Annotated in this window: 13 protein-coding genes and 5 tRNA genes; 1 reads left to right on the top strand and 17 read right to left on the bottom strand. The window is 41.7% G+C overall.

Features of this window, described 5'->3' with window-relative positions:
* From nadA to FLM47_RS05900, 17 genes are all read right to left on the bottom strand, one after another.
* The gene (gene nadA, locus FLM47_RS05980) at positions 1–1,041 is read right to left on the bottom strand and encodes a quinolinate synthase NadA (protein WP_008466811.1); all 1,041 of its coding nucleotides are present in this window, start codon (positions 1,039–1,041) and stop codon (positions 1–3) included.
* A gap of 147 nt (positions 1,042–1,188) precedes the next feature.
* Positions 1,189–1,264, bottom strand: a tRNA-Lys gene (locus tag FLM47_RS05975).
* Positions 1,265–1,329: 65 nt separating this feature from the next.
* Positions 1,330–1,405 (bottom strand) — tRNA-Lys (locus FLM47_RS05970).
* A gap of 65 nt (positions 1,406–1,470) precedes the next feature.
* Positions 1,471–1,546 (bottom strand) — tRNA-Lys (locus FLM47_RS05965).
* A 65-nt stretch (positions 1,547–1,611) separates the two neighbouring features.
* A tRNA-Lys gene (locus FLM47_RS05960) sits at positions 1,612–1,687 on the bottom strand.
* 70 nt (positions 1,688–1,757) lie between these two features.
* Positions 1,758–1,833: transfer RNA gene (locus tag FLM47_RS05955), tRNA-Lys, on the bottom strand.
* A gap of 171 nt (positions 1,834–2,004) precedes the next feature.
* Positions 2,005–2,757, bottom strand: coding sequence for a tol-pal system protein YbgF (gene ybgF / locus FLM47_RS05950; protein WP_010392784.1), 753 nt, complete (start codon positions 2,755–2,757; stop codon positions 2,005–2,007).
* Positions 2,758–2,770: 13 nt separating this feature from the next.
* Complete coding sequence (pal, locus tag FLM47_RS05945) at positions 2,771–3,310, bottom strand: peptidoglycan-associated lipoprotein Pal (RefSeq protein ID WP_138608874.1); 540 nt, start codon at positions 3,308–3,310, stop codon at positions 2,771–2,773.
* A gap of 35 nt (positions 3,311–3,345) precedes the next feature.
* Positions 3,346–4,704, bottom strand: coding sequence for a Tol-Pal system beta propeller repeat protein TolB (gene tolB / locus FLM47_RS05940; protein WP_075169407.1), 1,359 nt, complete (start codon positions 4,702–4,704; stop codon positions 3,346–3,348).
* 8 nt (positions 4,705–4,712) lie between these two features.
* Positions 4,713–5,618 (bottom strand): cell envelope integrity protein TolA, encoded by a 906-nt coding sequence (gene tolA / locus FLM47_RS05935; RefSeq protein WP_138608872.1) that lies wholly within the window; start codon positions 5,616–5,618, stop codon positions 4,713–4,715.
* A gap of 4 nt (positions 5,619–5,622) precedes the next feature.
* Complete coding sequence (gene tolR / locus FLM47_RS05930) at positions 5,623–6,054, bottom strand: protein TolR (RefSeq protein WP_008114139.1); 432 nt, start codon at positions 6,052–6,054, stop codon at positions 5,623–5,625.
* Complete coding sequence (gene tolQ / locus FLM47_RS05925) at positions 6,041–6,745, bottom strand: protein TolQ (RefSeq protein WP_008114137.1); 705 nt, start codon at positions 6,743–6,745, stop codon at positions 6,041–6,043. The genes tolR and tolQ overlap by 14 nt, the downstream gene beginning before the upstream one ends.
* A gap of 891 nt (positions 6,746–7,636) precedes the next feature.
* Positions 7,637–8,644 carry a Holliday junction branch migration DNA helicase RuvB gene (ruvB, locus tag FLM47_RS05920; RefSeq protein WP_178955684.1) on the bottom strand — a complete coding sequence of 336 codons (1,008 nt, stop codon included), beginning with the start codon at positions 8,642–8,644 and terminating at the stop codon, positions 7,637–7,639.
* 7 nt (positions 8,645–8,651) lie between these two features.
* A complete protein-coding gene (gene ruvA, locus FLM47_RS05915) occupies positions 8,652–9,269 on the bottom strand; it encodes a Holliday junction branch migration protein RuvA (protein WP_008114133.1) in 618 nt (205 codons plus the stop codon).
* 2 nt (positions 9,270–9,271) lie between these two features.
* On the bottom strand, positions 9,272–9,796 hold the full coding sequence (gene ruvC, locus FLM47_RS05910; RefSeq protein ID WP_008114131.1) for a crossover junction endodeoxyribonuclease RuvC: 525 nt from the start codon (positions 9,794–9,796) through the stop codon (positions 9,272–9,274).
* Between the two features lie 132 nt (positions 9,797–9,928).
* Complete coding sequence (locus tag FLM47_RS05905) at positions 9,929–12,430, bottom strand: ABC transporter permease (protein ID WP_178955682.1); 2,502 nt, start codon at positions 12,428–12,430, stop codon at positions 9,929–9,931.
* Positions 12,420–13,133, bottom strand: a complete 714-nt coding sequence (locus tag FLM47_RS05900; RefSeq protein ID WP_178956845.1) for an ABC transporter ATP-binding protein — start codon at positions 13,131–13,133, stop codon at positions 12,420–12,422. Before FLM47_RS05900 ends, FLM47_RS05905 begins: the two co-directional genes overlap by 11 nt.
* Between FLM47_RS05900 and FLM47_RS05895 the strand changes: the two genes are divergently transcribed.
* Positions 13,134–13,757: an arylesterase gene (locus FLM47_RS05895; protein ID WP_178955680.1), complete on the top strand. Its 624-nt coding sequence runs from the start codon at positions 13,134–13,136 to the stop codon at positions 13,755–13,757.
* Positions 13,758–13,866: the final 109 nt, after the last annotated feature.

Raw genomic sequence — 13,866 nt, 5'->3', positions numbered from 1 at the left:
TTATTTTGCCATATTGGCTGTAAAATCTAGCATGCGATTTAATGATTTAAGTGCGCCTTCACGCAAATCCATATCAACAAACACTTCTTTACCGCTAGCATCAATCAGTGCTTCCTCAATCGCTTGTAAGCCGTTCATTGCCATCCAAGGGCAGTGAGCGCAAGTTTTACATGTAGCGCCGCTACCAGCCGTTGGCGCTTCAAAAAACTCTTTATCTGGGCATAGTTGCTGCATTTTATAAAAGATACCGCGATCGGTCGCCACAATAAACTTTTTATTCGGCATAGTTTGCGCTGCTTTAATAAGCTGGCTAGTAGAGCCAACAGCATCAGCGAGTTCAACAATTTCAGCCGGTGATTCTGGATGCACCAATACGCCTGCATCTGGATGCAAGACTTTAAAGTCTTTTAGCGCTTTGGTTTTGAACTCATCATGTACAATACATGCGCCGTTCCACATGATCATATCGGCGCCAGTATTCTTTTGAATATAACTGCCTAAATGCTTATCTGGGCCCCAAATGATTTTTTCGCCTTGCTCATCTAAGTGCTCTACTATTTCAAGTGCACACGATGAGGTAACTATCCAATCAGCACGCGCTTTAACCGCGGTAGAAGTGTTAGCATACACTACCACTTTACGGTCTGGGTGTTGATCACAAAACGCTGAAAACTCATCCACTGGGCAACCAATATCTAATGAACAAGTCGCTTCAAGTGTAGGCATCACCACAGTTTTGTTAGGGGTTAAAATTTTAGCAGTCTCACCCATAAAACGTACACCCGCGACGATGATCATATCGGCTTCATGGCGAGCGCCAAAACGCGCCATTTCGAGTGAATCGGCTACACAGCCGCCCGTTTCTTCAGCAAGTGCTTGAATTTCAGGATCAGTGTAATAATGAGCAACAAGTACCGCGTTTTTCTCTTGCAGTAATTGTTTTATACGCGCTTTATATTCGCCTTTTTCGTCTTGTGTTAACGGTGCCGGCTTAGGAGGGAAAATATAACCTTCAGGCATAATAGTTTGAGCTAAACTCATGTTCTCGACCACTTTATTTACAGTGCAATTAATAGCGCAAATTATACGAGAAACGAACGCTAAATAATAGCAATCTAGTCAGGCAGTTTATAAATAAAAATAAGGGAGATACTAAGAAATATATTATACGGAGAAGTGTACCAGAAGTGGTGGGTCATGATGGACTTGAACCATCGACCAATGGATTAAAAGTCCACTGCTCTACCAACTGAGCTAATGACCCGCTCTGGTTTACTTATAAAAAGTAAGGCTGCGTAAATCCGCCGATTATAACCACTCAATAAAGAATGGTGGGTCATGATGGACTTGAACCATCGACCAATGGATTAAAAGTCCACTGCTCTACCAACTGAGCTAATGACCCGCTCTGGTTTACTTATAAAAAGTAAGGCTGCGTAAATCCGCCGACTATAACCATTCAGTAAAGAATGGTGGGTCATGATGGACTTGAACCATCGACCAATGGATTAAAAGTCCACTGCTCTACCAACTGAGCTAATGACCCGCTCTGGTTTACTTATAAAAAGTAAGGTTGCGTAAATCCGCCGATTATAGCCATTCAGTAAAGAATGGTGGGTCATGATGGACTTGAACCATCGACCAATGGATTAAAAGTCCACTGCTCTACCAACTGAGCTAATGACCCGCTCTGTGTGTTTGTTAACACTTTACGTAAATCCGCCGATTAAAGACCAAACTTTATTAACAATAAAGAATGGTGGGTCATGATGGACTTGAACCATCGACCAATGGATTAAAAGTCCACTGCTCTACCAACTGAGCTAATGACCCGCTCTTTTTGTCGCATTTCGAGTGGGGTTACCATTCGTTTGCTGCGGGCGCTTATAATACTTATTTATAAAATGAGTGCAACCGAAATTGTCTCTTTTTTTAAGTTTTTATGTCTAGTTGAGCAAATTTAGACCGCTTATGACAAAAAGCAGTCTAATCAAGCATCAACATTTATTTTGATAAGCGATCTGTGGCTAGTTTAGCAGCAGTTGTACTTGGGTACTGATTGATTAGCTCATTCAGTATTTTTTGCGCTTCAGCCTTTAACCCTTGCTCTTGTAAAAGTGTACCAAGCTTTAACATTGCATCTGGGCGCTTATTTGAGTTTGGAAATTCGTTAACAACTACTTTGAAATGCTCGGCTGCTTTTACACCGTCATTTTTAATCGTTAATAATTGCCCAAGCCAATAATGTGCGTTTGAGGTGTACACTGAATTTGGATACGTTGTTAAGAACGCTTGAAATTCTGGAATAGCTTGGTCATAGCGCTTATCTTTCATTATAAGCGCAACAGCACGCTCGTACGCTTCGTTTTCAGATAAATCACTGCTGTAGCTCTGATCGCTACCTGGTTGCGTGTAGTCTGTTGTAGGCGCTGGAGTAGCCGGCTTAGCATATGCTTGGCTAACACGGTTTTCTATTTCTTGATAAAGCTCGCGCTGGCGCTGCAATACCTTTTCAAGTTTATAGCTTTGCTCTTCGGTAACACCGCGAATTTGACTCACTTCATCTTGCAGTAAGTTAAGCTGTTGCTGTAACTCTACTTGTAAGAAATTACGTTGTTGCATCATGCTTTCAAGGGTTGCTAAACGCTTTTCAATGCTCGACTGTGAACTTGCAGCTTCTGAAACAGGAGCGGGAGCAGCCATTAACTGGGTGCTCCCGCTCAATATCATGGCTGCCAAAATAATTTTCGGCTTCATAATATCTCTTATCTTAGTAAACTAGTACCGCACGGCGGTTTTTAGCGAAAGCTTCTTCAGTGCGAGATTTAACCATTGGCTTCTCTTCACCGTAGCTAACTACTGACATTTGGCTTGCAGAAACACCTAAGCTTTGTAGGTATTTTTCAACTGCTTGTCCACGGTGCTCACCAAGTGCAATGTTGTACTCTGGCGTACCGCGCTCATCTGCGTGGCCTTCGATTAATACTTTAACAGAAGGATTTTTAACTAAAAACTCAGCGTGTGCACGAAGTAGCTCGCCGTATTGACCTTGAATCGTTGCAGTGTCAAAACCAAAGTAAATGATTTGCTCTTGACGAAGCGCTTCGTACTTTTGACGAAGTTGCTCTTCAGCTTGTTGCTCTGGCGTCATTGTTGCTACTTCAACTGTATCAGTTGTTGTTTGCTCAACAGTTGCTTGGTTAGACTGGTTGGCTGCATTTTCATCGATATCTGAAGATGAGCTACAAGCTGCTAGTGTCATTACTGGCACAGCAATTAGCAGGCCTTTAAGTATTTTGTTAAGTTGCATTGAGTAGATTCCTATTTTGAGTAAACCAGCAATTATTACTGTAAATATGGCGACCAAGCCGGTGCCTTCACTTGTCCATCAAGCACAGGTAAGCGTGCTTTAAAACGGCCGTCCATCGATACTAGCGCAAGTACCTGTTTATTATTATGGAGCGTGCTGTATATAATCATCGAGCCATTTGGCGCTATGCTCGGCGATTCATCAAGGCGAGTTCGAGTTAAAACTTGGAACGCACCTGTAGCCAACTCTTTCTTAGCAAGATGATACTGTCCGTTAGTACGGTTTACCATCACTAATTCTTTCCCGTCTGGTGAAATAGAACCCGCTAGGTTCATGTCACCGTCAAAGGTTAATCTTTGAGATCTGCCAGTTTTTAAATTTAACTTATAAATCTGAGCATTACCACCCCTTTCCGACGTAAATACTATATCTTGACCATTTGGGTACCACGAAGGTTCGGTATCTATACTACGATGGCGTGTTAATCGGGTCTCTTTACGCGTTAGTAAGTCTAATAAGTAAACCTCAGTTGCACCAGTTTTATCTTTTGATAGCACTAACAGTAGCTTTTTACCGTCTGGCGAGAACTGCGGCGCACCGTTAATTCCTTTATAGCTGGTGATCAGTTCACGTTTACCGGTATAAATGTCTTGAATAAAAATTTGGCTCTGGCGATTTTCAAACGTTACATACGCTAATTTAGTACCATCAGGCGACCATACTGGCGACATTAATGGCTCTTTTGAGCGCAATAACACTTGTTCATTAAAGCCATCGTAGTCAGCAACCACTAACTGATAAGGCTTTTCGTCAGTATCACGAACAATAACATAGGCTATTTTAGTTAAAAACGCGCCCTTTTCACCGGTTAGTTTTTCATAAATTACATCACTGATGCGGTGCGAGTAACGGCGAAAGCCGGTTTCACCGATCACGCTTTGGCGCGCTTCTAAGATATGGTCTTGGCTTTGAACCAGCTTACCGTTGCTCATCATTTGTGTTTCACCGCCAGTGATTTGGCCGCGAATAACATCAACCAACTCATAACGCACTAAATAGCGTCCATTGGTTTGCTGCTCTACTTCACCAACCAATACAGCTTCTACACCTTGATTTACCCAAGCACCGTAATCAATATCAGCATCTTTGTGAGGCTGTTGTGGCATTTGAGACACACTCACAGGCTTAAACTTACCGCTGCGCATTAAATCGGCAGCAATTACATCACTTAGCTGCTGTGGAATAGGACCAATACCTTGGTATTTAAATGGCACAATCGCAATCGGTCTTGCGCCGTCAATACCTTCAGTAATAACAATTTCAAGTGCCGCATGTGCAACACCCTGAAATCCTAATATTAAAACTAAACAGGCTATTTTAATTTTGTTAAACATGTCATCCCTTAAAACTCTGGCGCGATGGTTATATTAATATTCTTTAGTTGCTCGAATACGTCTTTATCTTTAGATACCGGTAATGTGTCGGCCATGCGAACAGCTCTTAATGCAGCCTCACATACTAACTTATCACCGCCTAACGATTTAACTTGTGTTACCAGCCCATTAAATCCAAGACGGATGTTAATGCGGCATTGCTGGTTTTTCATTTTTTCATCAATTAATAAGTTTTGTTGAATACGCGCCATAATTAATGCGCGGAATTTATCAACTTCACTCACTACTTGCTGTTGACGTATTTTATTACGTGCCGCCTGCTCTTTGGCAAGCTGCTCTTGCAGCATTTGTTCTTGCAATGCTTGCTGACGTTTACGTTCTGCTTCTTCAGCGCGCTTTTTACGCTCTTGTTCGGCTTTTTTAAGTGCCGCTTCTTCCGCTTTGCGTTTATCGGCAGCCGCTTTTGCTGCGTTTTCAGCTTCTTGCTTTTGCTTTTCGGCTTGCTTCGCTTTTGCTCGCTCGCGTTGTTCTATTTCACGGGCTTTTTTAGCTTGTGCTTGCGCCTCTGCGGTTTCTTTTTCTTTCGCTTTGCGCTGCTGTTCAAGCTTTTTAATGCGTCTTGCTTCAGCTTCACGCTGTTTACGTGCATCGGCAGCTCTGCGTTCTAAATCTCGAATGCGTTTATCTTCAGCACGCTTTTTATCATCTTCTTTCTTTTTAAGCTCAGCTATTTTTTGCTCAACTTGCTTTTGATCAACCGTAACCGCTGAAACCGCTTTCTCTGGTTCAGGAATAGCCGCATTAAGCGTCACTTCCATTACTTTAGGTTTAGGAGGATGAATGTTTGCTGATGCATACAAAAACCCGCCTAACGCTAAATGCAGCAATACTGATTTAATTAATGAACTACTCATACAGTTACTTGGTCCCCTCAAAGGATTCGGTCATTAATCCTACCGACGGTACACCTGCATTTTTTAAAAAGTCCATTAACAGTAACACTTCCTGATACGACACTTTACCCGAGCCTTTGATCATCACAGGCACATCTGGGTTTTTCATTAGTTGTAGCTTAATTACTGCGGCTACATCTAATGCTTCCATCGGCTCCTCAGGATCGGTACCGACACTCACATAATACTTACCATCGGCATCAATAGAAGCAATAATGGGTGGCGTGTCTTTGGTATCGACTAAGTCCGACTCTTCCATTTTTGGCAGGTCTACTTTTACACCATGAGTAATTAACGGCGCAGTGGCCATAAATATAATAAGCAGCACCAACATTACATCAATGTATGGTACTACATTAATTTCTGCGACTGGGCGACGCTTTTTACGCTGGTACATTCGCTTGAGCCTCTATTTGGGTAGCTGCTTGACGGTGTAAGATATTGGCAAATTCTTCCATAAAGTTAATATAGTGAGATTCTAACTTTTCAACTTTGTTAGCAAAGCGGTTGTAAGCAATAACGGCTGGAATTGCCGCAAATAAACCCATTGCTGTAGCAATTAGTGCCTCTGCTATACCAGGAGCAACCATTTGTAAGGTCGCTTGCTTTACCTCACCTAAGGCAATAAAGGCATTCATAATACCCCACACCGTACCAAATAAGCCGATGTAAGGGCTAATTGAACCGACCGTTGCTAAAAACGATAGGCTTGATTCTAGTTTTTCTATTTCGCGAGAAAGCGCAACCCGCATTGAACGGTGTGTGCCTTCCATTACAATGCCCGCACTTTGAAAAGTATTTTTTTTATGACGTGCAAACTCTTTAAAGCCTGAGGTAAATAACGCCTCAATACCAGCAGACTGGCCACCGCGAGAAGAGATTTCGTTATATAGTTTACTTAGGTCAACACCAGACCAAAAACGTTGCTCAAATTTTTTGGCATTTGCTAAGGCGTCAGAGATGGCTTTTTTACGTTGAAAAATAATAGCCCATGACATAACCGACATAGCAACCAACGCTAGCATTACTAATTGCACAAGCAAACTGGCTTCTAGAATTAGATCTAAAAAATTAAGCCCTGATCCCACGTTAAACTCCTAAATAATTAAAAACATCAAATTGATTTATTTGAGTAAGGTAACTTAGCAATACATTAGCCACCATTAAAGTTTTGCTAGTGTATCTAGTGTATTTACTGCTGACAACGATATTGCTGTGAATAGACAACAAAAAACGTTAAAAAAAACAGCTTTACTCAATATTTACTACTTAACTCTTGTTCTACTGTATAAATAAATAACAACAAAGCTTTATGGAAGCGCGCTTAGTTTCACTAAAGAGTGACAAAATGCGCTGTTTATTCAAAATTAATGCATAAGCACTCATAACCAGCACATGCTTACCTTAACGTAATAGTAAAACTAATACCGAACGTTAATATGTTAATATACATAAACAAAGCATTTCATTAACTTATAGAATTAATGATTAATTAACATGCAACAATAAGCAAAAACAAAAAACCGCTGCTATTAGTTTTTTTAATCTGAAAATATAAATTTTCTAGTTTGAACAAATTGTGTCGCTTCGGTATTATTCTCCCATACCGAGCTAGCGCATTAAATGAAAGCTATTTCATTGAATCCAGTTCTTCGTAATATGATTTATTTCGTATTACTTTTTTACTTCTTGGGGTATGACCTCAACAAGTAAAACGTAGTTCCCTAGATTACTTCCTTAAACTTGTTGTTTGCCCGCATTATTTGCGGGCTTTTTTTTGCCCACAATTTATCAAACCATCTCAACTCGGGCTAAATAAGCAGTCGAACAATAGCCTGGTATGTCTTAACGCTCTGTGAATTATTGGCAAAGTAAAATACGTAATGTTTGCTCATACAAAAAAGCCACTGTCGTTAAAAAGACAATGGCTTTAGTATTTAACCTAAACTCTGGATAATAAATCTATCTCAGGCTGCTAATTAGTCTTGCTTGGGAAGTAAACCAAAATGATGATACGCATTATCCGACACAATTCGTCCGCGAGGCGTGCGCTGAATAAACCCTTGTTGAATTAAAAACGGTTCAATCACATCTTCTATGGTTTCTTTTTCTTCGCCTATGGCAGCGGCTAGGTTGTCAAGGCCAACCGGGCCACCCATAAATTTTTCGATGATGGCGAGTAAATATTTACGGTCCATGTAATCAAAGCCGCTTTTATCAACATCAATCATATCGAGGGCTTGTTGAGCAACCTCGGCATTAACCGTACCATCTGATTTAACTTGGGTGTAATCGCGCACGCGACGCAATAAACGGTTTGCTATACGCGGTGTGCCACGAGAGCGCTTGGCAATTTCAGCTGCGCCATCGTCACACATTTCTAAATCAAGGTAATGCGCTGAGCGCCCCACTATATGCGACAAATCCTCAACAGAATAAAACTCTAAACGCTGTACAATACCAAAGCGATCACGCAGTGGTGAGGTTAATGAGCCCGCACGCGTGGTTGCGCCAATTAAGGTAAATGCAGGTAAATCAAGCTTAATAGAGCGTGCTGCAGGCCCCTCACCTATCATTATATCGAGTTGGTAATCTTCCATTGCAGGGTAAAGTATTTCTTCTACTTGTGGGCTTAAGCGGTGAATTTCATCAATAAACAGTACATCACCTTCTTCAAGATTAGTAAGCAATGCAGCTAAATCGCCGGCTTTTTCAAGTACAGGGCCCGAGGTCGTTTTAATATTTACGCTTAATTCATTTGCTACAATATTAGCAAGCGTGGTTTTACCTAAGCCTGGCGGGCCAAATATTAATAAATGATCCAACGCTTCACTGCGGCTACGCGCAGCTTCAATAAATATTTCCATTTGTTGCTTAACATGCGGCTGACCACGATAATCGGCCAGTAACTTAGGCCTAATAGCACGATCTATGGTGTCTTCATTGGTTTTTTCAGCAGCATCTATTAAGCGATCAGCTTCGATCATAATTTACTCACAGCATTGATTTCAAAGATTCTTTAATTAGAACCTCAGTCGACATATCGGGTTTGCTTACTGATTTTACTGCTTTTTGCGCTTGTGGCAATTTATAACCGAGCGCCACTAACGCCGAAACCGCATCATCGGCCGCATTATTAGCTATAGTTGCATCGCTCGCAGGCTCTATTACGGCGCTGTCGCTAAATGGGGTAAATAAGTCGTTGCCCCAATTCTTTAATCGGTCTTTCATTTCGAGCACTAAGCGCTCGGCGGTTTTTTTACCTACCCCTGGCAGTTTAACCAAGGCGGTAGCGTCTTCATTATTTACGCAACTTACAAACTGCTGCGCCGACATACCCGACAAAATAGCTAAACCCAACTTAGGTCCTACGCCATTGGCTTTTAACAGCTCTCGAAATAAGGCTCGTTCGGTTTTATTATTAAAGCCAAACAATAACTGTGCGTCTTCGCGTACAACAAAGTGAGTGTACACAATGGCGTTGTCGCCCACTTTGGGTAAATCATAAAAACAGGTCATTGGCATTTGTACTTCGTAGCCAACGCCACTCACTTCTAATAATATTTCTGGGGGCTGTTTTTCAACTAACACGCCGTTTAAGCGACCTATCATTGTTATTTCCTTAGACGTCCTCTAACGGTTTTGCTTGCGCTACCCGCTAGTTTTATTAAATTTTGTTCAGAGTGAGCATGGCAAATTGCAATCGCGAGTGCATCTGCTGCATCGGCTTGCGGCGTACCTGGCAGTTTAAGTATATTTTTAACCATATGTTGCACTTGCGATTTATCTGCTCCACCGTTACCCACCACGGCTTGCTTTATTTGCCGTGCAGAGTATTCAAACACCGGTAAGTCGGCCATAGAGGCCCCCACAATGGCAGCACCACGGGCTTGCCCAAGCTTTAAAGCAGAATCGGGGTTATGTGCCATAAATACTTTTTCTATGGCAAAGGTTTCAGGCGAAAACTGCTCTATAAGCTGCGTAATACCTTGGTAGATCATTTTAAGTCGGGTGGGAAAGTCATGATCGGCTAATTTAATACAGCCACTGCCTAAGTATGTAAACTTAGCACCTTGGTGCGCAACCACACCGTAACCCGTTAAACGCGAGCCCGGATCGATCCCTAAAATAATGGCCAAACAGCACTCTCATTATTGTTATTTATTAATAATGCTAATAATGCCAGAGCACTGTATAAATTACCAGTACCAAGCCAAAACAAAAATGCCTACTTAAAAAGTAGGCATTTAAACTCTATTTGGCCAAAAAGTTTACGCCAATGCGCGCACTAAGCCTTGGGTGTTTTGTTTGAGCGTACGGGCAATCATAAAATAACCTAAACCTGCTACAAACACGCCACCAGCAACGGGGCCAATAATCCAAATATTTGGATGCAGCTTACCCGCCAAATCAAACATTTGCTGCTGCACTATTAACAGTGCAATATCACTAAAAAATGCAGCGACCAGTCCGGCTAAACCGCCCAGTAATAAAAACTCATATAAAGTGGCATTTTTTATTAATCGGCTTTTAGCACCTAACGTACGCAATATTACGATTTCTTGCATGCGCTCACCTAAGCTTGCTTGCACCTGCGATATTAGTACCAACGCACCACATAACACCACAATAGCCAATACAAAACCAATGGCTAACGACACTTGCTCAATAGTCGACTGTATTTGCTTAACAAAATTATCTACATCAATTGCTGTAATAGTGGGGTATGAACGTAATAACTGGCTAAAGTCGCGCTTTTGCTCAGGTTCAATGCGTACCGATGAAATATAGGTTGCCGGAAAGTCGCTAAGTACATCTGGGCTTAAAATAATAAAAAAGTTAGGCTTGAGTGTGGCCCAATTTACTTTTCGCACACTGGTTATTTTAGCATCAAACGACTGCGCACCGATTAAAAATGTAAGAGTATCGCCTAATTTAACATCGAGGCGCTGCATCATCGACTCTTCCAGTGAGGCCTCGGCAACGGCGTCATCGCCAAACCACTGGCCATCGATAATGTCATTTTGCGAAGGGACTTCGTCAAGCCAGGTTAAATTGAGCTCGCGGCCAATGCCTGAGCGGGCTTCTTCGTCTTTTTTCTCGTTATCTTGCAGTGACACTTCACGCGCAACCGCTTCACCGTTGACGGCATTTACGCGACCACGAATAGTCGGGTAAAACTCCGACACCTGAATGCCTTTTTGTGCTAAATATTCATTAACTGGGTCCAGTTCATTTTGCGTAATATTCACTAAAAAAGCATTAGGTGCATCACTTGGTAATTGTGACTGCCAATCAGAAATAATATCATTTTTAAGCACAATTAAAAATAACAGTAATTTAATAGCTAACGAAAAACTAATTAACTGCACTGCATTAACATTGGCGCGCTTTTGAATAGACGCAATAGCCAAAGACCAGCTGTTACCCGGCTTTAAGCCAAGCTTGCGGCCACCGCCAAATATTAACTTAGAGATTAAAAATAACACCAAAATAAGCGCAAGCGTTGAGACAAACAAAATAAGCGTAATTTTTATGTTATTACTAAATAACCACATTAATAAAAACACGGTGAGTGCACTTAGCCCTAAATGAATTTTACTTACCGCTAGTCGATCGCCTAAATTACGGCGAAGTACTCTGAGCGGTGGAATATCAAATAAATCTAAAAGTGGCTTAATAGAGAACATAACCGCACAAATAACCCCTGTACTAATCGCCACCAGCCAAGGTTTAAAACCAGCCATGGGCAGTTCGGTACCCATACTTTTAGCTAAATAACCGGTAGCCATCTCTTGCAAACCATAGCCAATAGCTAGGCCAACAACCACCGCCATGGTACATACCATTAATAGGTGCATAAGGTAAATTTTACGGATCATATCTCGGCTGCCACCTAAAGTTTTCATCATTGCGACTGGGTCGTATTGACGCTCACAATAGCGCTTAGCCGATACTGCAATAGCAACCGCGGCTAAAATAATCCCTAGCAAACCGGCTAATAACAAAAAGCTTTCAGCTCTATTTAAGCTATTTGAAATGGGCGATTGACGGTCTTTAACACCATACCAGTTTTGGTTTTCTTTAAGTTGCGGTTTTAACCAATCGTAAAAACTATTTATTTCGCTTTCATCACCTGCATACAACTGGCGGTAAAATACACGGCTACCGGGCTGTATTACTTCAGTTTTTGGTACATCGTCAATATTAATTAGTACCCTGCGGCTGCTAGAGAACACATTAAACGGCGCATCGGGTTCTTCAACAATCACCTTTTCCACATTGAATAACGCAGCACCTAGCTCAACTTGGTCGCCTACGTTTATATTTAAACTGTAAAAAACCGATTCACTTAGCCACACGTTACCGGGGGTTGGTGCCCCCGGGGCAACTTCTGTTTCTGCGTTTAAGCCCGACTTAACCTTTAACTGGCCTTTAAGCGGGTAACTGTTTGACGCAGCTTTTACTGAGCTAAATTGCATTTCATCGTTTGCAAACAGCATAGTGTCAAAATACACCATTTGCGCTGTTTTGAGGTTTTGCTGTTTGGCTTGAGTAATATAAGCGGTATCTATGGCATGGTTACTGGCCAACACCCTATCGGCTGCAATAAAGGCACTACTTTTTTGCGCAATACTTTGTGCAATTCGCTCGGTCACCATAGATAAAGTAAGCACCGTTAACACCGCTAAAGCAATGGCTGCACTTATAACGGTTAGTTCACCACGGCGAAACTCTCGAGAAAATAGTTTAAGTGCTAATTTAGCCCACATTTGCCATTTCCTCAGTTGAATTATGTACCAGCTCACCGGCTTCAATCTGAATAATACGTTCACACTTTTGCGCCAGTGCTTCATCGTGGGTAACTAAAATAAGCGTTGTGCCATTTTGCTTATTTAAATCAAATAATAACGACTCAATCATATGGCCGTTTTTGCTATCTAGGTTAGCTGATGGCTCGTCGGCAAACAGTATTTTAGGCGAACCCACAAATGCACGAGCAATAGCAACACGTTGTTGCTCACCACCAGATAACTGCGATGGGTAATGATCAATACGATGACTCAAACCAACTTTTTCAAGCAAGGCGAGTCCCTGCTCTTTAGCGTCATGTTCGCCAGCAAGCTCTGCAGGTAGCATCACATTTTCAAGTGCGGTTAAACTTTGCACCAACATGAAAGACTGAAATACAAAACCGACTTTAGCGGCTCTCAGTGCTGCTCGCGCTTCTTCATCTAACTTGTGCAAAGGCTCACCATCTAACATTACCTCGCCACTGCTGGCGGTATCAAGCCCTGCTAGCAAGCTCAATAATGTAGACTTACCAGAACCCGATGTGCCAACAACAGCAACAGACTCACCATGCTTGACATTAAAGCTGATGTCGCTGAGGATGGACAACTCACCTTCAAAGGTGGAAACCACTTTAGACAAACCATTTACTTGAATTATATTTAATTGAGAAAGCGCTGACATATGACTCATTCAATCCTACGTTGTGTATTCATTTTATTTTTAGTTATTAACCCACTACACGCGGCAGCTAACAACACGATTTTAATACTTGGTGATAGTTTAAGCGCAGCCTATGGCTTAAAACAAGAACAAGGCTGGGTGCAATTGTTACAAGATAAATACGATGCCGAGCAACGCCCTATCAACTTAGTAAATGCCAGTATTAGCGGCGAAACCACCGGCGGAGCATTGCGCCGATTAGACGCGCTACTTGAGCAATATCAACCCACTCACGTACTTATTGAGCTCGGTGCCAATGACGGCCTGCGCGGTTTTCCAATCACTAAAATGCAAACTAACTTAACCGCTTTAATTAAAAAAAGCCAAGCTGCAGATGCACAAACCGCACTTATGGAAATATATATTCCACCTAACTATGGCCCTCGGTACAGTAAAATGTTCACCGATAGCTTTGCCAGTGTTAGTGAAGCTACTAACTCACATTTAATGCCGTTTTTTATACTTAAAGTAGCAGGAAAAAACGAGCTAATGCAAAACGATAACTTACACCCTAACAAAACTGCACAACCAATACTACGAGATGAAATGTATAACACGATCAACCAGTGGTTAAATAAAGACTAGGGCCGTAAAGAGTCTCCTGCGCAAGTCCTTAAAACTAAGCGCTTGCGCAATAAACATCCAAACAAACAAAAGCTTATTGATTTTTTTATAAATACACGTACTATTGCTA

The sequence above is a fragment of the Pseudoalteromonas sp. Scap06 genome, assembly GCF_013394165.1.
Lineage (GTDB): Bacteria > Pseudomonadota > Gammaproteobacteria > Enterobacterales > Alteromonadaceae > Pseudoalteromonas.
The sequence above is the reverse complement of the archived record's forward strand: the minus strand, read 5'-3'. Positions and strand labels throughout refer to the sequence as shown.

Excerpts from the sequence above, each read along its gene's own strand:
- nadA (WP_008466811.1), bottom strand. The coding sequence starts at position 1,041 with ATGAGTTTAGCTCAAACTATTATGCCTGAAGGTTATATTTTCCCTCCT.
- ybgF (WP_010392784.1), bottom strand. The coding sequence starts at position 2,757 with ATGAAGCCGAAAATTATTTTGGCAGCCATGATATTGAGCGGGAGCACC.
- pal (WP_138608874.1), bottom strand. The coding sequence starts at position 3,310 with ATGCAACTTAACAAAATACTTAAAGGCCTGCTAATTGCTGTGCCAGTA.
- tolB (WP_075169407.1), bottom strand. The coding sequence starts at position 4,704 with ATGTTTAACAAAATTAAAATAGCCTGTTTAGTTTTAATATTAGGATTT.
- tolA (WP_138608872.1), bottom strand. The coding sequence starts at position 5,618 with ATGAGTAGTTCATTAATTAAATCAGTATTGCTGCATTTAGCGTTAGGC.
- tolR (WP_008114139.1), bottom strand. The coding sequence starts at position 6,054 with ATGTACCAGCGTAAAAAGCGTCGCCCAGTCGCAGAAATTAATGTAGTA.
- ruvB (WP_178955684.1), bottom strand. The coding sequence starts at position 8,644 with ATGATCGAAGCTGATCGCTTAATAGATGCTGCTGAAAAAACCAATGAA.
- ruvA (WP_008114133.1), bottom strand. The coding sequence starts at position 9,269 with ATGATAGGTCGCTTAAACGGCGTGTTAGTTGAAAAACAGCCCCCAGAA.
- FLM47_RS05905 (WP_178955682.1), bottom strand. The coding sequence starts at position 12,430 with ATGTGGGCTAAATTAGCACTTAAACTATTTTCTCGAGAGTTTCGCCGT.
- FLM47_RS05900 (WP_178956845.1), bottom strand. The coding sequence starts at position 13,133 with ATGTCAGCGCTTTCTCAATTAAATATAATTCAAGTAAATGGTTTGTCT.
- FLM47_RS05895 (WP_178955680.1), top strand. The coding sequence starts at position 13,134 with ATGACTCATTCAATCCTACGTTGTGTATTCATTTTATTTTTAGTTATT.